The sequence below is a fragment of the Pseudomonadota bacterium genome (genome assembly GCA_040752895.1).
Taxonomy (GTDB): Bacteria; Pseudomonadota; Alphaproteobacteria.
Map to the genome: position 1 here is coordinate 190,211 of JBFMHN010000001.1, position 17,553 is coordinate 207,763.

The window sequence follows — 17,553 nt, forward strand, 5'->3', positions numbered from 1 at the left end:
CCGGAGACGGCGAACGATGACTGGAAATATTTTTCCCTACCGGAATTGTCTGCCAAAGATTGCGGGGGATGCTTTCATCGCGCCGACGGCAACGGTGATCGGCGACGTCGAGATCGGTGCGCGCTCCGGCATTTGGTTCGGGGTCGTGATCCGCGGCGACGTGAACGAAATTCGCATCGGCGAACGCACGAACATCCAGGACAACACGGTGATCCACGTGACGCGAAACGGTCTTGGCACCTATATCGGGAACGGGGTCACCGTCGGGCACCTTGCCGTCCTGCATGCCTGTACGTTGGAGGACGGCAGTTTTGTGGGCATGAAAGCAACGGTAATGGATGGCGTCGTCGTCGAAGGCGGGGCAATGGTGGGCGCCGGCGCCCTCGTGACCCAGGGTAGGCGTGTCAAGCGGGGCCAGCTATGGGCGGGGAGCCCGGCGTGCCACGTCCGCGACCTTACCCGGGAAGAGCGGGAATTCCTGCCGGATACGAATGCCCATTACGTGGACCTCGCGGCCGAGTACCTGGCGGCGCTCAAGAAGTAATCAATCCACGCGGACCTTTGCGTAACTGCCGGGAGCGTCCTCGACCGGCTTCAACGCGCCGTCGCCCGGCGTGCGCGCCTTGACCTTCGCCCCGCCCTTCGGCGCAAGCCACTTGCCGAAATCCAACCACCAGGAACCGTCCGTCGCCTTGGCGATGGCCAGCCACTCCTCCGGCGAAGGCGGATTTTTCTCGGCCGTCCAGAAATTGTATTTCTTCTTGGTAGGCGGGTTCACGATTCCCGCCACGTGACCGGAAGCCGCCAGCGTGAAGTGCACATCGCCCTTGTAGATCTGCGTCGCGGCATACACCGATTTCCAGGGCGCGATATGGTCCTCCCGGCAGGCAAGAATATAAATCGGCAGGTCAATCTTCCGCAGGTCGATCGGCACGCCGCCCAGGTGGATCGCACCCGGCTTCACGAGCTTGTTTTCCAGGTACATGCGCCGCAGGTAAAAGCTATGCATGGCGGCCGGCATTCGTGTCGAATCGGCATTCCAGTAGAGAAGATCAAACGGGAAAGGTTCTTTGCCGAGCAGGTAATTGTTTACGACGAAAGACCAGATCAGGTCGTTCGCGCGCAGCATATTGAAGGTCGCGTTCATTTCGTGACCTTCCAGATAGCCTTGTTTTTCCATCTTCTTTTCGAGGACGCCGATCTGGGCCTCGTCGATGAATACGGAAAGCTCGCCGGGGTCTTCGAAATCCACCATCGCGGTGAGAAAAATGGCGCTATGGACGCGACGATCCTTTTTTGCGGCGAGGTAGGAGAGGGTACAGGCCAGCAAGGTGCCGCCGATGCAATAGCCGAGAACGTTGAGCTCCTTCTCGCCGGTCGCCTTTGCGATGGCGTCCATGGCTTCCAGCGGTCCTTCGAGCATATAATCCTCGAAGGTTTTATTGGCGAGTTTTTCGTCCGGATTTACCCATGAGATGACGAAGACGGTATGCCCCTTGTCAAGGGCCCACCGGACGAAGGAATTCGATTCGCGCAGGTCGAGTATGTAATATTTGTTGATCCAGGGCGGGATGATTAGAAGCGGCCGCTTGTAGACGTTCTCCGTCGTCGGCGAAAATTGCAGCAATTGCATGAGTTCGTTCTGATAGATCACCTTGCCCGGCGTGCAGGCGATGTTCCCGCCAATTTTGAAAGCCTCTGGATCCGTGTGCAGGATGCGAAGTTTGCCCTTACCGTTTTCAAGGTCCTTCAAAAGGTTGTTCAATCCCCGGACCAGGTTGTTACCCTTGCTTTCAAGCGTCGCCCGGAGAACCTCCGGATTCGTGAGCAAAAAATTTGTCGGTGCTATCGCGTCGACGAACTGGCGGGAGTAAAAATCAAGCTTCCGGGCAGTGTCTTCGTCCAGATCTTCGGCCTTCGAGACAAGGGATTGCGTCCACCTTGCCGTTAGCAGGTAGGACTGCTTGATGAAATCGAATAGCGGATTTTCCTGCCATTCCGGGCTTTGGAAGCGGCGATCGGATTCTTCGGGTTCGATGATGGGAGACGTCTCGATACCCATGGCGCGCCGCGTCGCGTGCTGCCAAAGGTTGAGGTAGTTCTGCCAAAGTTCCGCCTGGGCCTCGAGCAATTTGGCGGGGTTTGCCATCATCTTGGCCGTCATTTCGAGAAAGGCCGTGCCTATGCTCATCGGGACGGCCATGCCCGTGTCCCCTTCCTGGGCCTGTTTTGTAAGGAAATCCTCAACGATTCTCTGGCTCTTTTCAGCAATCTGCCGCAGATTTTCGGATAGTCTGCTAGAATCCGAGGGTTGTTTAGTGGAGTTCGGTTGATCGTTCATCCTGGATTCCCTTATGATTTATAAGGCGCTTTGCGGCTTGTCCATTTTCCGAGGACAGGAAGAAGCCATGCGTGCTTCTCAGATTGCCTCGTCGAGGAGGGTGTTCCCTGTCATGGAGACGTGTTTATTTAAGTCGAAGCGGATTTTCTTGCAAGCAAGGGCTTGCCTCTCTTTGCGAATTGCTCTGGGGGTGTTCCTTTTCACCTTGGCCGGGTGCAGCCAGGTCCCCGACGCGGCGAACCCCATCGAATGGTACAAGGGCGTCGCTGGCTGGTTTGAAGACGACGAGGCTTATGCGGAAGGGTCCGGGGCGCTCGATCTCGCCTTGGAGCGGGAACGGCAAGCTGCCGAGGATGAGGCTTTCCCGAACTTGAGCGAGGTGCCGCCAAGGCCGCCGGTCTATGATCCGGGGCAGGCGGCCGAAGTCACGAAAGGCCTGGTGGCGGACCGTGCGCGCGCACAATATTCGGACGAGACGATTCGCCTGCAGTCCGAGATGGACAAGGCCCTGCCACCGCCCCGGCCGAGGCCCGTTCCGAAAGAGGCGCCGCCACCAGCCGCCGCGCCTCGTTCGCCGGTGACGGTCGCCGGCGAGCTTTCCGAGCCGCGCCCGATGCCGAACGATTCCCTTACCCCCCTCGGCGAACAAACCGGCACGTTGACGGCAAAGGCGCCGCCGCCGCCCGTTTTTTCGCAGGCGCCCCAGCCGGGCGTGCCGTCGCGGCAGTCGGTGATGGCGTCTCCGCGTCCGACGGCGATTGCGCCGCGCCCTATCGCCCCGCCGGAGATGGTGGCGGCGTCGCTGCAGATTCCGAATTCGGAAATCGTGCCTTCCTTGCCTTACTTTCCGGCTAGCGCGAACGAATTGAACCAAACAATGCAGCAATACCTTACGCAGTCGGCGGCACGCACCTTGCCGGCCAATATGCAGCAAGAAGCGTTTTCGCCGCTGCCCGCCGGTCAGGCTCTTCCCCCTCTCGAAGAGCTGCCCCGGAATGGCGTTGCGGGGGGTGGCCTTGCGGCGCCCTCGGCACTCATCGCTTCGACGGCGCCCGGCGCGCCGCAGCCGTTGGAGACGTTCGACCAGACCACCGTCGGCATGTCCATGCTGGTGGCGACGATTCCCTTCGAGATCGGGTCCAGTTCGCTTGACGCAAACGACCGCGCGGTGTTGAACGACGTCGTCGGTCTGTTCCGCCAGAACGGCAGGTCGGTTCGGGTCGTCGGCCATGCCAGCAGCCGAACGCGGGATTTGGACCCGACGACGCACCAGCTCACGAACCTCAACGTTTCCGTTGATCGTGCGAACCGGGTTGCCAAGGAGTTGATGCGCCTTGGGGTTCCGCCGGAAAAGATCTATGTCGGCGCGAAATCAGACTCCGAACCGCTTTACTACGAGGTAATGCCGTCCGGCGAGGCCGGCAACCGGCGGACGGAAGTTTATATCGATTACTAGATTTGAGACGCAAACTTCCCTCCGCCCGCCCACGGGCCCTCCAGATGTAGGGGCCGGGGTAGGAGAGAGGTGATATTGGATGGAAATGGAACAGGAATTTCATAGGATCCGGCGGCTTCCGCCTTATGTCTTTGCCGAAGTGAACGCGATGAAGGCGAAGGCGCGCGCGGCGGGCGAAGACATCATCGACTTCGGCATGGGCAATCCCGATCGGCCGACCCCGCGCCATATTGTTGAAAAACTGATTGAAACGGTGCAGGACCCGAAAACGCACCGCTACTCGAACTCACGCGGCATTCCCGGCCTTCGTAAGGCGCTCGCCAATTATTACGCCCGCCGCTTCGGTGTCTCGGTCGATCCCGAAATCGAAACGATCGTGACACTCGGATCGAAGGAGGGCTTGGCCAACCTTGCCCAGGCGATTACCTCGCCCGGCGATATCGTGCTGGTGCCGAACCCGAGCTACCCGATCCATCCTTACGGCTTCATCATCGCAGGGGCGTCAATCCGGCACATTCCCCTTGGCCCGGACATGGGCGAGTTCATGAAGGGGCTTGAGCGGGCGGTCCGTCACAGCGTGCCGCCGCCGAGTTTGCTCGTGCTCAACTTTCCATCCAACCCGACCACCCAGGTCGTTGATCTGGACTTTTACGGCCAAGTCGTGGATTTCTGCCGGCACCATCAGATTTACGTGCTTTCGGACCTGGCCTACGCGGAGATCTATTTCGAGTGCGCGCCGCCGCCCTCGATCCTGCAAATTCCCGGGGCCAAGGATGTCGCGGTGGAATTCACCTCCTTGAGCAAGACCTACAACATGCCAGGGTGGAGGATCGGCTTCGCTACCGGCAACCGGCAGCTCATCGGCGCGCTCGCCCGCATCAAGTCCTACTTGGACTATGGCGCCTTCACGCCCATTCAAGTGGCCGGCGCGGCGGCGCTCAACGGTCCGCAGAACTGTGTCGAGGACATTCGCCAGACCTACCGCAAGCGCCGGGACGTGCTCGTGCAGGGCCTGCGGGGTGCGGGGTGGCAGGTACCTTTGCCGCCCGCCACGATGTTCGTCTGGGCGCCGTTGCCGGCATCCTTTGCCCATCTCGGCTCGCTCGAGTTCTCGAAGCTTCTGCTGCAGGAGGCGAAGGTCGCCGTTTCGCCAGGCTTAGGCTTCGGCGAATACGGCGAGGGGTATGTTCGCTTGGCCGTCGTCGAAAACGAGCACCGGACCCGCCAGGCGGTGCGGAACATCCGGACATTTCTTGCGTCTTCCGACGCCGTGCTCGAAAAGCTGCAACGAAAGGTCGCCGCGTCTTGAGCAGGGAAGTGAAGATCGCGATCGCCGGGCTTGGCACGGTTGGGGCTGGCACCTGTCGCATTCTGCGCGAACACGGGGAATTGCTTACCGAACGGTGTGGCTGCTCGCTCGTTGTCTCGGCGGTTTCCGCGCGCGACCGCAGCCGCGAGCGTGGGATCGATCTTCGGAACGTGCCATGGTTCGACGACCCGGTCCAGATGGCGGCGGAAGCCGACGCCGACGTCGTCGTTGAGTTGATCGGCGGCGCTGAAGGGATCGCGAAAGCGATCTGCGAGACGGCGCTCGGTCGTGGCCGCCACGTCGTCACCGCGAACAAGGCGATGCTCGCCCATCACGGGCTTTCGCTCGCCCGCCAGGCGGAAGAAAAGGGGCTGACCCTGGCTTATGAGGCGGCGGTGGCGGGCGGCGTGCCGATCATCAAGGCCCTGCGCGAGGGGCTTGCCGGCAACAAACTCCGCCGTATCTACGGCATCTTGAACGGTACAAGTAACTTTATTCTGACGGAGATGCGCCGGTCCGGGCGTGAGTTCAAGGCCGTCCTGAAGGACGCCCAAAGGCTTGGCTACGCCGAGGCCGATCCCTCCTTCGACGTGGACGGGATAGACGCCGCTCATAAGCTCGCCATTCTTGCTTCCGTCGCCTTCGGCTGCGAGATGGATTTTGCGGGCGTTTATACGGAAGGCATCCGGCATGTGAGCGCCCTGGACATCGTCTACGCCGAAGAACTCGGCTACCGGATCAAGCTTCTCGGCATCGTGCGGATGACCGAGGACGGGATCGAGCAGCGCGTGCATCCCTGCATGGTGCCGCTATCGGTTCCTATCGCCTATGTCGAAGGAGTCGACAACGCCATCGTCGCCGAAGGCGACTTCGTCGGAAACACCATGTTCGAGGGGCGCGGCGCCGGCGCCGGCCCGACGGCATCGGCCATCGTGGCCGACCTCGTGGATATTGCGCGCGGGAGAAGGCTTCCCACTTTCTCGGTGCCGGTGGGCCGTCTGGTGAAGGTCTCGTCGGCCCCGATGGAACGCCACAAGGGTGCCTATTACGTGCGGCTCATGCTGCTGGATCGCCCGGGCGTGATCGCCGATGTAACGGCGATCCTGCGCGACGAGAACGTTTCGCTGGAGGCGATGCTTCAGCGCCAGCGCGCGCCCGGCTCGGCCGTCCCGATCGTGCTGACGACGCACGAGACTAGCGAGGCCGCTATGCGCCGCGCGCTCCAGAAAATCAAACGCTTGGATACGATTGCAGAATCGCCGAGAATGATCCGCGTCGAAGCCTTCGACGACCGGTCATAGCGGAACGAACCGAGGGGGGAAATGGATATCAAGGGAACGTTGGAGCGCAACCTCGCGCTCGAAGTGGTCCGGGTGACGGAAGCGGCGGCCCTTTCGGCCTCGCTCCTCATGGGGCGGGGTGACGAAAAGGCAGCCGACCAGGCGGCGGTGGACGCGATGCGGGCGGCGCTGAACGGCGTCGCGATCGACGGCACCGTCGTGATCGGCGAGGGCGAACGCGACGAAGCGCCCATGCTCTACATCGGCGAAAAGGTCGGCACCGGTTCGGGCCCCAAGGTGGACGTGGCGCTCGATCCCTTGGAAGGGACGACGATCACGGCGAAGGGCGGGCAGAACGCGCTCGCCGTCGTCGCTATGGCCGAACATGGCGGCTTTCTGAATTCCCCCGACGTCTATATGGACAAGATCGCCGTCGGCCCCGGCCTGCCCGAGGGCATCGTGGACCTCGACGTGAGCCCAAAGGAAAACCTGCAAGCCCTTGCCAAGGCGAAGAAACTGGACGTTGCGGATCTCGTCGTCTGCGTCCTCGACCGGCCCCGGCATCACGCCCTTATCGCTAGCGTCCGCGAAGCGGGCGCGCGCATCATGCTGATTTCGGATGGCGACGTGAGCGGCGTGATCGCGACCGCGACGAAGGACAGCGGCGTCGACATCTACATGGGGGTGGGCGGCGCGCCGGAAGGAGTCTTGGCGGCGGCGGCTTTGTGCTGCATCGGCGGCCAGATGCAGGGCAGGCTGCAGTTCCGCAATGACGACGAACGCGCCCGGGGCGAACGCTGCGGCATCACGAATTTTGATCGCAAATATGGCTTGAGCGAATTGGCCAGGGGCGACGTCATGTTCGCGGCGACCGGGGTGACGAACGGCTCGATGTTGAGGGGCGTGCGGCGCTTCGCTGGCGGGGCCTATACCTATTCGACGGTGATGCGCTCGAAGACGGGCACGGTGCGGATGATCGAGGCAAGGCACAATTTCAATCGCAAGTCCGGCTTCGAGCCGGTAGATCGCTAAGTCTCTCGCGATGGCGGAGCCCGAGCCGGGCGAAAGTTTCCTGGGGGTCGAACGCTCGCTTTCGGGCAAGCGCTGGCGGGCGAGGCTTGCGGACGCGCGGGCCGGCATGGCGTTTTCCCAGCGGCTCGACGTGCCCGAGATCATCGGCCGCGTCATCGCCGCCCGCGGCATCAAGCTGGAAGAGGCGGAAAGTTTTTTCGAGCCGACGCTCCGCAGGCTTCTTCCAGACCCTTCTCTATTCAAGGACATGGAGAAGGCCGCCCACCGCATCGCGGAGGCGATCGCCAAGGGGGAACGCGTTGCCGTCTTCGGCGATTACGACGTGGATGGCGCTACCTCCTCAGCCCTTCTGGAGCGCTTCTTCCGGGTAGTGGGGGCGGCGCTCCGTGTCTATATCCCGGACCGCCTGAAGGAAGGCTACGGGCCGAACGCGCCGGCCCTTCTTCGCCTGCGGGAGGAAGGGGTTTCCCTCGTGCTCACGGTCGATTGCGGAACGACGGCTTTTTCGGCCCTCGAGGCGGCGGCCGAGGCTTCCCTCGACGTCGTCGTGATCGACCACCATATCGGCGAGCCGAGGCTCCCGAAGGCGTTCGCCGTCGTCAACCCGAACCGGCTCGACGAAACCGGCCGGAACCGTGAACTTGCCGCGGTTGGGGTTGCCTATCTTCTGGTTGTTGCGGTGAACCGGCATCTGCGGAAGTCCGGCTGGTATGGGGCGCGGCCCGAGCCCGACCTTCTCCAATGGCTCGACCTCGTCGCCTTGGGCACGGTCGCCGACGTCGCCCCCTTGGTCGGCCTCAACCGCGCTCTCGTCACCCAAGGCTTGAAGATGGCCGCCCGGCGCGGCAATCCCGGCATCGCAGCACTCGCCGACGTGGCGAGGCTCGACCAGCCGCCTACCGCCTACCATTTCGGGTTCCTTCTGGGGCCTCGCGTGAACGCCGGCGGGCGCGTCGGCGAGGCAGACCTTGGCGCCAGGCTGCTGGCAACCGAAGACCCGATCGAAGCGCGCGAGCTTGCTGGCCGTCTCGACGCCTTGAACGTTGAGCGCCAGCGGATCGAAGCGGAGGTCCTGGAGCAGGCGATCGCAAGAGTCGAAGCCTCGGCTGGCGGCGCGATCGCCTTTGTCTATGGGGAAGGCTGGCATCCGGGCGTTGTCGGCATCGTCGCCAGCCGGCTTCGGGAACGCTACAACCGGCCCGCCTTCGTCGCCGCGGTGACCGGGGATCGTGCCGCCGGCTCGGGCCGTTCGGTGCCGGGCGTTGATCTCGGCAGCGCCGTCCTCGCCGCCCGCCAGGCCGGCCTTGTCGCAACCGGCGGCGGGCACGTCATGGCGGCGGGCTTCACAGGCACCGCCCAAAACCTGCCGAAGCTCCGGGAGTTCCTGAACGACCGCATCGGCGGGGCTCTTGCCAGGCTTGGCTTCGTCCCTTCCCTTGACTTCGACGGGGCGCTTTCGCCGGGGGCGGCGACGGCCGAGTTCGTCGGCCTCCTCGAACGTCTCGCCCCCTTCGGCTCCGGCAACGCCGAACCGCGGTTCGCCTTTGCCAATGCCCGCATTGCCTTTGCCGACGTCGTGGGCACCGACCACGTCCGCTGCGTGATCACGGACGCCGCCGGCAGCGCCCGGCTCAAGGGAATCGCCTTCCGCGCCGTGGCGACGCCGCTCGGCCAGGCCCTGCTCGAAAAGGGCGGGGTGGGGCTGCACGTGGCCGGCCACCTGCGGGCCAACCGCTGGCAGGGGCGGGACGAAGTCCAGCTTTTCATCGAGGACGCCGCGAAGGCCCGCCCGGATGCCTAGGGAAACCTTTGGAAGGGCTTGATTTTAGGCCCTTTCCAGTTTAGACGTGGCGCCCGATCATGTGCTTCGTCCCCATCGTCTAGAGGCCTAGGACTCCACTCTTTCAAGGTGGCAACACGGGTTCGAATCCCGTTGGGGACGCCAACAAAATTTAGAAGTTATAATCGGGCGGCGTGCTAAGCGGTTTCCATTGAAAGGGTAAGGATACCAGATGCGTATCTTGGCACTTTTTTTGTTGCTGGCAACTCTCCTGCATATGGATTCCGCATCGGCCGCGAATCCGTCGAAGGATGCTGTCCTATACAAGAACCCGGGCTGCGTCTGTTGCGACGACTACGCCACCTACCTGAGGAAAAGGGGCATTCGGGTCACCGTCGAGGCGACGGAGGACCTTGCGCTTATCAAGCGCCGACACGGCGTGCCGGAAGACCTTGAGGGCTGCCATACCGTACTGCTGGATGGCTACGTCATCGAGGGCCACGTTCCCATGAAAGCGCTGGACCGCCTTTTCGCCGAACGCCCCAAAATCACGGGTATCGCCCTGCCGGGCATGCCGGAAGGTTCTCCGGGCATGGGTGGGGATAAATCCGGACCTTTTGAGGTTTATGCGTTCTCGAAAGGCGGCTCGAAAATCTACGCTATCGAGTAAACACCGGAGATACAGCCGGCGGCCGGCAATTCCAGGCCGCATTCCGTATCGAAAACGGATGGACCCGGAAAGCCGTTCCCGGCGACGGCAGGGCTTGCCTACAGGCGGATTCCGAACCTGCCCAGGATCGTCATGTAGGACCAATAGCTTGCGGCCGTGACTGCGATGGCCAACGCCAGCGAGACGGCGAAGCCGAGGTTGAACCGCAAGGCCAAGGGCAGCGCCACGAAAAAAACCAGGGATGGCAGTATCATCAACAGGATACTCCAACAAAGTCGCGCGACTTCGCTCTCGCTTCCGGTGTCGGCGTAAAGCCATAGAATGGCTAGCACCGAAACCAATGGAAGCGACGCCACGAGGCCTGCGAAAAGGGGGGAGCGTTTTGCGACTTCACCGATGGCGACCACCAACGCGGCCGTTATGGCGGTCTTGATCATGAGGTAGAGCATGTGCGAACCCTTCGGCAGGAGAATGGAACATCTTCATTTTAGTCGCCGAACTTAAGAGCGCGAAAGCGGCGTTTCCGTTGGCCGTGGCCGTTTTAGGTTGTTTGGCCTTGCGATCCGCCTATAAGCTGAAAAGATGCTGGCAAGACCCCGAGCAAGGTCCAGAGACCAATGCCCGACTTCCTGCAGGCCAACGAGCCCCTGATCCGCCTGGCCGCCTTCTTTGGCGTCCTTGTCGTCATGGCGACGTGGGAAGCGCTCGCACCCCGCCGCCAGCAGGCCGTTCCCCGCCGGACGCGCTGGCCCAACAACCTCGGCATCGTCGTCCTCAACACGGTGGTGCTCCGGCTGGCCTTTCCAATCGCCGCCGTCGGTTTTGCCCTTCTCGCCGAGGCCAAGGGCTGGGGCTTGTTCCACGCGCTTGCCATGCCTTGGTGGGTTGCCGTCGTTGCTTCCGTGATCGTGCTCGACCTTGCGATCTATTTCCAGCACGTGCTGTTCCACGCGGTGCCCGCGCTGTGGCGGCTGCACCGCATGCACCACGCCGACCTCGAGTTCGACGTCACCACCGGCCTGCGCTTCCACCCCGTGGAGATCCTGCTCTCGATGGGCATCAAGCTTGCCGTGATCGCCGCCCTCGGGCCGCCCGCCGTCGCCGTGCTGGTCTTCGAGGTGCTGCTGAACGCGACTTCGATGTTCAACCACGGCAATGTCCGTATCCCGGCCGGTATTGATCGCGCGCTGCGCTGGTTCGTGGTCACGCCGGACATGCACCGCGTCCATCACTCGATCCTGCCCCACGAGACCAACAGCAATTTCGGCTTCAACCTGCCCTGGTGGGACCGCCTGTTCGAGACCTATCGCGCCCAACCGGCGACTGGGCATGAGGGCATGACCATCGGCATCGAACAGTTCCGCAAACCCCGCGACCTGTGGCTCGACCGGATGTTGATTCAGCCGCTTCTCGGCCCGGCCAGCGGTTACCCGATCAACCGGCGGGAAGGGCCGGGATGAAAAGCCGGGATACTGGCTGCCACACCCATAGCTTCTTGGCCGGCGTCGTTGCGACGATGCCAGGAGCGAGCGTGAAGCGGGAGGGTTTGATGCCTCCAACGGGCGAACAAAGCTTGATCTATCTCAAGGAGACGGCGACCAAAAACCCATACATTGGAAACTTTCTGTTCCCGATCGGCCTACCCATAGGCGATCCCGAATACCCACTTGATCAGAAAGGAATAAGACGAATGAAACAGACTTCCATGGAAAGGCTTATTTCCATCGCCACTGCGGCGGTTGTTGTAGTGGGGATGGCAATCGCGGCGTCTGGTCATGCGCAGGCAGAAGAAGGAGCTACACCTTCTCCGCGTGACGGGCAGGGTCAAGGCATGGCGCCGATGCAGCAGCAGATGATGCAGGGCATGATGCAGCAAATGCAGAATTGCATGGGGCAAATGGGTGCTATGGGTGGCGACGTATCGCAAGATCAGATGCGCGCCCAGATGATGCAGCGCATGCAGTCCTGTACGACACAAATGCAATCCGGCAAAGGACAAGCTCCGAAGGACTCCAGCTCGGACCAGAAAGGTGCTCCTGGCGACCGGCGTTGAGCGATCAACACTGGCCGGCGTTTCCCTTGCGCCTAGAAGTATCCTATGGGGAATGAAATAAGATGAAGCGTCTCTTCATCCTGGACGGTGCCCGCCGCAGTACCATGGATGAACTGGCGGTGGAAACACTTGCCGCCAATAAGGTTCTGGTGTTCTGATGCTTACAACGGAGGCATCCGGATGATGAACGGCATGGAGGGAATGGGGTGGGGCATGGGCTTGATTGGCATATTAGTGGCCGCTCTTCTCGTCCTTGGAATCGCGGCGCTCGTAAAATATCTCCTTGGGAGCCGCGAATGACGAGTGGGACGGCAGAGAAAGAATGAACGCACGTTACCATCGGAATGTTGCATGGAGAGCATCTGTCATGGGTAGAGCACCGTTAACCGTTAAACGCCTGATTGTGGTGGGCGTCGCCGTCGCCGCGGCCGTGGCGACACTCTTAGCAAATGACCCGTCCTACGCCCAAGGACGAGGCGGAGCGGATAAGGCGCAGGGCAAATCGGATGGCGTCAAGGCCCCTTCGGAGAAGCGGCCTGACTTCTCTGGCCGGCCTGAATGGGCAACCAAGCCCGAAGATCCGAAAGCCCTTAAAGAGCAACGCCGGGAACAAGCCAAGGAGCGACGCAAGGCCGTTAAGGACGAGCTTGAAAAGGAAGATTCGAAAGCCCTTAAGGAGCAAGGCCGGGAACAAGCCAAGGAGCGACGCAAGGCCGTTAAGGACGAGCTTGAAAAGGAAGATTCGAAAGCCCTTAAGGAGCAAGGCCGGGAACAAGCCAAGGAACGACGCAAGGCCGTTAAGGACGAGCTTGAAAAGGAAGATTCGAAAGCCCTTAAGGAGCAAGGCCGGGAACAAGCCAAGGAACGACGCAAGGCCGTTAAGGACGAGCTTGAAAAGTCGGACTAGACCAGGTCCGGCCCCTGCTTTTCTTTCTAAGCGGGCATTTCCTCGTAGCCGACGACCCGTTCGAAATCCCGTTGCAACAGCGGTTCCGTGTCGAGGAGCTGGCTAGCGGCGTCGAAGTCGAGGGTGCGCCGGATGAAGCGTTTCGCGAGGCAGGCTTTTCTTCCGTCTTTCTTTTCGGCGAGATCGGCAGCCGCCTCTTCCAGCAGCAAGCACGCGGCGAGCAAGACCGCCATGCGGTCCATCAGGCGCCGCGCGATCCGCGAGGCAACTTCCGGGCTTTTGGTGGCCTGTCGGACGCCATCCGCGCAGAGGGCAAGCGCGCTCCGCAAAGGCTTGGCGCATTCTTCTTCCAGGGGGCTCTTGACCCCACCCAGGACGCCTTCGATGCGCGCCATGAACGCGCCGAAGCCTTCGCCGTTCCCCGCGACCAGTCGCAGCACCTCGAGCGCCTGAATGTTCGCCGTTCCCTCCCACACGGTAAGCACCTGGGCGTCCCGGAGAAGCCTGGGCGTCACGTAGTCTTCCGTGTAGCCGACGCCGCCCAGAACCTCGATCGCGCTGCTCGCGGCGCGGATCGCCTTCTCCGCCGTCCAGTATTTTGCCAGCGCCGTCGTCAGCCGCCGCCAGGGAAGTCGTTTGGCGTTCTTCTCCGATTCATCAAACGCGACCGCGGCCTCGAAGGCGAGGGTGAGGGAGGCCTCGGCGTTCATCTGGAGATCGAGCAGCACGCTCTGCACCATGGGAAAGGCCAGGAGGATTTTTCCGAAGGCCTGGCGATGGGAGGCGTAGGCGATCGCCTCCAGGAAGGCCCGTCGGCCGACGGCGGCGGCGGCGAACGCGTTGTGGACGCGGCTGTAATCGAGCGCTTCGAGCATGAGCCGCAAGCCCCTGGGCGGCGGGCTCACCTCGAAGGCGAACGCCCCTTCGAGTTCGATCTCGCCGGAAGCAAGCCCGCGCGTGCCGAGCTTCGTCTTCAGCCGCCGAATGCGGTAGCGGTTCGGGCTTCCATCCGCCAGTGCCTTCGGCACCAGGTAAAGACCGAGGCCTTCCGTCCCTCCCGGTGCTTCTTCCGGCCTTGCGGTCGCCAGCGCCACATCTGAATCCGGGTTGCTCGCAAACCATTTGAAGCCGGTAAGCCGGAAATGTTCGCCATCTCGTTTCGCAACCGTAGCCGTTGCGGCAAGGTCGCTTCCGCCGTCGAGCTCGGTCGCCCATGTGCCGCCGGTCAGCGCCTTTCCGTCCAGCCGGAGGAGTCCTTCGAGATAGTGCTTCGCCGCGGCTTTTTCGGGAAGCTTACCGAGGATATAGGCCACGGCGCCGGTGAGCGTCGCCGGGCAGTGGATAGAGATATCCGCCTGCGACAGCAGATATCCCATGAGGAAACTCATGAGAAAAGGCTCCGCCTTCGGTCCGAAGTTTAGGCCCACGATGCCCCGCGCATAAACGTCGCGGTGGATTTCCGCGTAAAGCGGGTTGTGGCGGACGCGGTTCGTGAGCCGGCCGAAGCGGTCGTGGGCTTCGAGCACGGGGGGCGCGAAGCGGTCCGTGTATTCCGCCTCGCAGTCTACGTCGCTTCCGACCCAGGCGCCGAAGGCGTGGAGTCTTTCCCCGTTCCGCGCAAGAAGGTCGGGCGCGCGGCGAGCAAGCAGCGTCTTCAGGTTTGGATCTACCGCGAAGAAATTCTGGCCTCGGGTTTCTTGCTGGTAGCGCATGGGCGGAACTCTTTTGCAACCCTACTTCACGGGTGCGCGCTCTTTGGCGATCGCTAGGATTCGCTCGTCGTCTTCCCAGACGAGAGACGTGTAATCGAAGCCATGTTCGATCGTCGGTTTTACAATCTGAAAATAGGGCGAAAGGTCGAAGTCGCGCGGCGCGAACAGGCTGTGATGCCGGATATGCAGAATATCGCGCGCGAAGTATCCGCCCTGCCGATGGGAATAAACCCAGTCCGTACAGACGATGGGGAGGATCGGGTAGCGCACCTCTTGGAAGGCGCGTGCGATCAGGGTCGAGCAGATGGCCCGCGTCGGGTCGCCGCTGCCCAGCGCCAGCATTCGCCGCCGCCAGCGGACCGGCACCGGCGGCGTCGGCCACAGATAGCGCAAGAGGTCAATGACGTTCTTTAGGTCGTATGCATGCCCCAGATTGGCAAGGGCAGATTCGATGACGCGCCTGCAATCGGCTTCGCTCAACCCGATCGGGCGGCAGATTCGCGTATTCAATTCCCCATATTTCGAGATTGGCACGGCGGTGACACCATGCTTGAGGTCCGCTTCGATCAGCGTTTTTGGTTCTTCGTTGTTGCGGGGTGGACCCAGCGCTTCGCCGATATAAAGTGCGGCGTGCGACCAGGTGGATTGCGTGAGATATTTTATCGCAACGCTTAAGCGCTGGTTCCCCTCGACGAGAAGAATATCGCCGGGCCTTAAGGTCGCCTGCAGCTTCTCGATCGGAGTGACGGAAAAGGGTTCGTATTTGCGCAACGGCTGCGCAAGGTAGTCGGCGAGGACTTTGCCGATTTTCTCGACCAGGCGATTGAGCATGGCGCTCGATCCTTAAGGCTTTGGCCGACCCTCTCCAAAGACCGCCAGCATAACGTGCTTTGAGCGCCTTACGCGACTCCGGCAAGCGCCGAAACGGGCATGGCTTTCTCCCTCGTCTCGCGTAGCGTAAGGCGTTCGACCGCCGCTTCCAGAATCATGCGCAAAAGATCCGCATAGCGAATCCCGCCGAATTCCGCCATCAGGTTGAGTTTTCCGTCCCAGCACCAGCCGGGATTCGGGTTTACTTCCAAGAGCTTGATCGTGCCGTGCGCGTCGGCGCGGAAGTCGAAGCGGGCGTAGTCCCGGCAGCCCAAACGCTCGAAAAGTTGCATCGAAGCATCGACGATCAACCGCGCCTTTTCCGGTTTGAGTTTTGCCTCTTGGTAGCGAATATCCTTCCAGTAGGGCGAATCGGGAAGCCACTTCGATTCGTAACCAAGGATACGCGGCAGGTTTGGATCGAGGCGGCTATAATCGACTTCGAGAACGGGAAGTGCCTGCAACTCCTGCCCGCTGTTGCCGATGATGCCGACGCTGTATTCCGACCCGGTAAGGAACTCCTGGGCGAGAACCGAACGGCCGGGCAGCGTTTCCTTGAGGCGTATGAGATAGGAGACAAGCTGTTCCGGCGTATAGACGACGGAGTCCTGCACGATGCCGATGCTGCTATCACCCAAATTCGGCTTCAGGATCGCCGGGAAAACAGAAGGCATCGTCGCCGACTGGTCTTCCGGCCTCATGTAGGTCTCAAGCGGCACCGGGATGTCGAGCGCGGCGGCTATGCATCGGACGAGCGCCTTGTCGTAACACATGGCGAGGCAGGCCGGTCCGGCACCGGTGTAAGGGATATCGAGCATCTCGAGGAGCGCTGGTACGTGCAGCTCTTGCAGCGCGTCGTTGTTGAAGCCCTCGTCACAGAGATTGAAGACGAAGTTCGGCTGGTCCTTCTCGAGGTCCACGTGAAGGGTGGCGTGGTTGTTGATGTAGTTGAACGCATATCCATGAAGCTCGGAAAGAGCGTCTTTCAGGCGCTGAACCGTGTCCATGTCTTCCGGATTGAACTGGCCGGCCTTCTTTACGGAGTCCGGAAGGCGGTGGTCGCCCATCACGACGGTGACTTTTCGGATGATCTTGCCGCGAATGGGTTTTGGATCTTTTTGCGGCGCGCTCGCTATCAGGAAAAAGCGCTTGGCCATCATGCCGAGATCTTGGTTTTGGGTGGATTCCGCCTCAAGCGTGGCGTGGGTACGAACGTTCTGGAAGCCAACGCGTTTCAAGACTTCGAGAATGCGCTCCTGGGAATAGAGGCGTTCGGCATAGAATTGGTCGGCGATAACGCCGCGTTCGGCGTGGACGACGACTTCGCGGGAGACAAGTCGGTCGCCGTCGGCGGTCAACGACCGTTCGCGGCAAACGAAATGGTTGCCGTCAATCCATTCCCAGGATCGGCGTTCGAGGTTCTTGCGCATCCAGTCGCCGTCCGTCAGGTCGAGCGCAATCGTGCCGTGGGACCGCAGGGCCTCCTTCACGGTCTCCAGCACCCGGATGTCGTCTTCTTCGTTGTCGAAGTAGCCGAAGGAATTTCCCATCAGCATGACGGCGTCGAAATTGCCGTTCTTCGAGCGGAAGGTCCGGGCGTCGCCTTCGTGGAAGGTGACCTTGAGGCTCGTCTTCATCGCCCGTCGGCGGGCGAGGCGAATGAGGTAGCGCGAACGGTCCACACCGACGACGTTCTCAAAGCCGCGGCGGGCAAGCTCCAGCGAATGCCGGCCTTGGCCGCAGCAGAAATCCAGGATCCGATCGGTCGGGCGCAGGGCCGTTGCCCGCAGCAGAATGTCCACCTCGCGGATGGTGTTGGCGTCGTTCTCGACGACGTCGCCGTCCGTTCGCAAATAAAGCGAATCAAAAAGGTCGCGCCACCATTCCTGGGGAAGGTGGCTGGCTAGGTCGGCCACCGGGCCGAGAAAGGCCCTGGACCGTGGTTTGGGAGAATTGGCTTTCGTGGAGGCAGTCGGTTTCGTCATGGGTCAGGTATAGCCGTGGAAAGTTGGATTGTGGGCCAGCGGGGTGTTCGCCAAGAGTAAGATCATTTAGCCAATCGCGTAAGTACGCCAACCTTCGTCAAAGTCAATAGGGAACCTTGCAGCTTCCGTTTCTCCAGGTTGTCCGACACTTTTTTTCC

The 17,553-nt window shown here is 61.6% G+C and carries 15 protein-coding genes and 1 tRNA gene; 11 read left to right on the forward strand and 5 right to left on the reverse strand.

Annotation, left to right across the window (positions count from 1 at the left end):
• Positions 1-16 precede the first annotated feature (16 nt).
• Positions 17-544, forward strand: coding sequence for a gamma carbonic anhydrase family protein (locus AB1781_01040; protein ID MEW5703164.1), 528 nt, complete (start codon positions 17-19; stop codon positions 542-544).
• On the opposite strand, the gene phaC is transcribed toward AB1781_01040, so the two are convergent.
• Positions 545-2,341 (reverse strand): class I poly(R)-hydroxyalkanoic acid synthase, encoded by a 1,797-nt coding sequence (gene phaC / locus AB1781_01045; GenBank protein MEW5703165.1) that lies wholly within the window; start codon positions 2,339-2,341, stop codon positions 545-547.
• A 172-nt stretch (positions 2,342-2,513) separates the two neighbouring features.
• On the opposite strand from phaC, the gene AB1781_01050 reads away from it, so the two are divergent.
• From AB1781_01050 to AB1781_01080, 7 genes are all read left to right on the forward strand, one after another.
• Complete coding sequence (locus AB1781_01050) at positions 2,514-3,797, forward strand: OmpA family protein (protein ID MEW5703166.1); 1,284 nt, start codon at positions 2,514-2,516, stop codon at positions 3,795-3,797.
• 85 nt (positions 3,798-3,882) lie between these two features.
• Entirely contained in the window at positions 3,883-5,106 is a 1,224-nt protein-coding gene (locus AB1781_01055) for an LL-diaminopimelate aminotransferase (GenBank protein MEW5703167.1), read from the forward strand.
• The gene (locus AB1781_01060; GenBank protein MEW5703168.1) at positions 5,103-6,407 is read left to right on the forward strand and encodes a homoserine dehydrogenase; all 1,305 of its coding nucleotides are present in this window, start codon (positions 5,103-5,105) and stop codon (positions 6,405-6,407) included. The genes AB1781_01055 and AB1781_01060 overlap by 4 nt, the downstream gene beginning before the upstream one ends.
• A 21-nt stretch (positions 6,408-6,428) precedes the next feature.
• Positions 6,429-7,418: a class II fructose-bisphosphatase gene (glpX, locus tag AB1781_01065; protein ID MEW5703169.1), complete on the forward strand. Its 990-nt coding sequence runs from the start codon at positions 6,429-6,431 to the stop codon at positions 7,416-7,418.
• 10 nt (positions 7,419-7,428) lie between these two features.
• A complete protein-coding gene (gene recJ, locus AB1781_01070) occupies positions 7,429-9,219 on the forward strand; it encodes a single-stranded-DNA-specific exonuclease RecJ (GenBank protein ID MEW5703170.1) in 1,791 nt (596 codons plus the stop codon).
• Positions 9,220-9,287: 68 nt separating this feature from the next.
• Positions 9,288-9,363, forward strand: a tRNA-Glu gene (locus tag AB1781_01075).
• Between the two features lie 67 nt (positions 9,364-9,430).
• On the forward strand, positions 9,431-9,868 hold the full coding sequence (locus AB1781_01080; protein ID MEW5703171.1) for a DUF411 domain-containing protein: 438 nt from the start codon (positions 9,431-9,433) through the stop codon (positions 9,866-9,868).
• A 98-nt stretch (positions 9,869-9,966) separates the two neighbouring features.
• On the opposite strand, the gene AB1781_01085 is transcribed toward AB1781_01080, so the two are convergent.
• Complete coding sequence (locus AB1781_01085) at positions 9,967-10,317, reverse strand: DUF3147 family protein (protein MEW5703172.1); 351 nt, start codon at positions 10,315-10,317, stop codon at positions 9,967-9,969.
• Between the two features lie 168 nt (positions 10,318-10,485).
• Between AB1781_01085 and AB1781_01090 the strand changes: the two genes are divergently transcribed.
• The 3 genes from AB1781_01090 (at position 10,486) to AB1781_01100 (ending at position 12,828) form a co-directional block, all read left to right on the forward strand.
• Positions 10,486-11,328 (forward strand): sterol desaturase family protein, encoded by an 843-nt coding sequence (locus tag AB1781_01090; protein ID MEW5703173.1) that lies wholly within the window; start codon positions 10,486-10,488, stop codon positions 11,326-11,328.
• Complete coding sequence (locus AB1781_01095) at positions 11,325-11,921, forward strand: hypothetical protein (protein MEW5703174.1); 597 nt, start codon at positions 11,325-11,327, stop codon at positions 11,919-11,921. Before AB1781_01090 ends, AB1781_01095 begins: the two co-directional genes overlap by 4 nt.
• A 367-nt stretch (positions 11,922-12,288) precedes the next feature.
• Complete coding sequence (locus tag AB1781_01100) at positions 12,289-12,828, forward strand: hypothetical protein (GenBank protein MEW5703175.1); 540 nt, start codon at positions 12,289-12,291, stop codon at positions 12,826-12,828.
• A gap of 26 nt (positions 12,829-12,854) precedes the next feature.
• Here AB1781_01100 and AB1781_01105 read toward each other — a convergent pair whose 3' ends face one another.
• From AB1781_01105 to AB1781_01115, 3 genes are all read right to left on the reverse strand, one after another.
• On the reverse strand, positions 12,855-14,540 hold the full coding sequence (locus AB1781_01105; GenBank protein MEW5703176.1) for an acyl-CoA dehydrogenase family protein: 1,686 nt from the start codon (positions 14,538-14,540) through the stop codon (positions 12,855-12,857).
• 21 nt (positions 14,541-14,561) lie between these two features.
• On the reverse strand, positions 14,562-15,371 hold the full coding sequence (locus AB1781_01110; GenBank protein MEW5703177.1) for a YiiX/YebB-like N1pC/P60 family cysteine hydrolase: 810 nt from the start codon (positions 15,369-15,371) through the stop codon (positions 14,562-14,564).
• A 68-nt stretch (positions 15,372-15,439) separates the two neighbouring features.
• A complete protein-coding gene (locus AB1781_01115) occupies positions 15,440-17,395 on the reverse strand; it encodes a methyltransferase domain-containing protein (protein MEW5703178.1) in 1,956 nt (651 codons plus the stop codon).
• Positions 17,396-17,553: the final 158 nt, after the last annotated feature.

Coding starts and splice junctions, on each gene's coding strand:
- AB1781_01055 (MEW5703167.1), top strand. CDS start 3,883: ATGGAACAGGAATTTCATAGGATCCGGCGGCTTCCGCCTTATGTCTTT.
- AB1781_01040 (MEW5703164.1), top strand. CDS start 17: ATGACTGGAAATATTTTTCCCTACCGGAATTGTCTGCCAAAGATTGCG.
- AB1781_01100 (MEW5703175.1), top strand. CDS start 12,289: ATGGGTAGAGCACCGTTAACCGTTAAACGCCTGATTGTGGTGGGCGTC.
- AB1781_01095 (MEW5703174.1), top strand. CDS start 11,325: ATGAAAAGCCGGGATACTGGCTGCCACACCCATAGCTTCTTGGCCGGC.
- AB1781_01105 (MEW5703176.1), bottom strand. CDS start 14,540: ATGCGCTACCAGCAAGAAACCCGAGGCCAGAATTTCTTCGCGGTAGAT.
- AB1781_01085 (MEW5703172.1), bottom strand. CDS start 10,317: ATGCTCTACCTCATGATCAAGACCGCCATAACGGCCGCGTTGGTGGTC.
- recJ (MEW5703170.1), top strand. CDS start 7,429: ATGGCGGAGCCCGAGCCGGGCGAAAGTTTCCTGGGGGTCGAACGCTCG.
- glpX (MEW5703169.1), top strand. CDS start 6,429: ATGGATATCAAGGGAACGTTGGAGCGCAACCTCGCGCTCGAAGTGGTC.
- AB1781_01115 (MEW5703178.1), bottom strand. CDS start 17,395: ATGACGAAACCGACTGCCTCCACGAAAGCCAATTCTCCCAAACCACGG.
- AB1781_01110 (MEW5703177.1), bottom strand. CDS start 15,371: ATGCTCAATCGCCTGGTCGAGAAAATCGGCAAAGTCCTCGCCGACTAC.
- phaC (MEW5703165.1), bottom strand. CDS start 2,341: ATGAACGATCAACCGAACTCCACTAAACAACCCTCGGATTCTAGCAGA.
- AB1781_01090 (MEW5703173.1), top strand. CDS start 10,486: ATGCCCGACTTCCTGCAGGCCAACGAGCCCCTGATCCGCCTGGCCGCC.
- AB1781_01080 (MEW5703171.1), top strand. CDS start 9,431: ATGCGTATCTTGGCACTTTTTTTGTTGCTGGCAACTCTCCTGCATATG.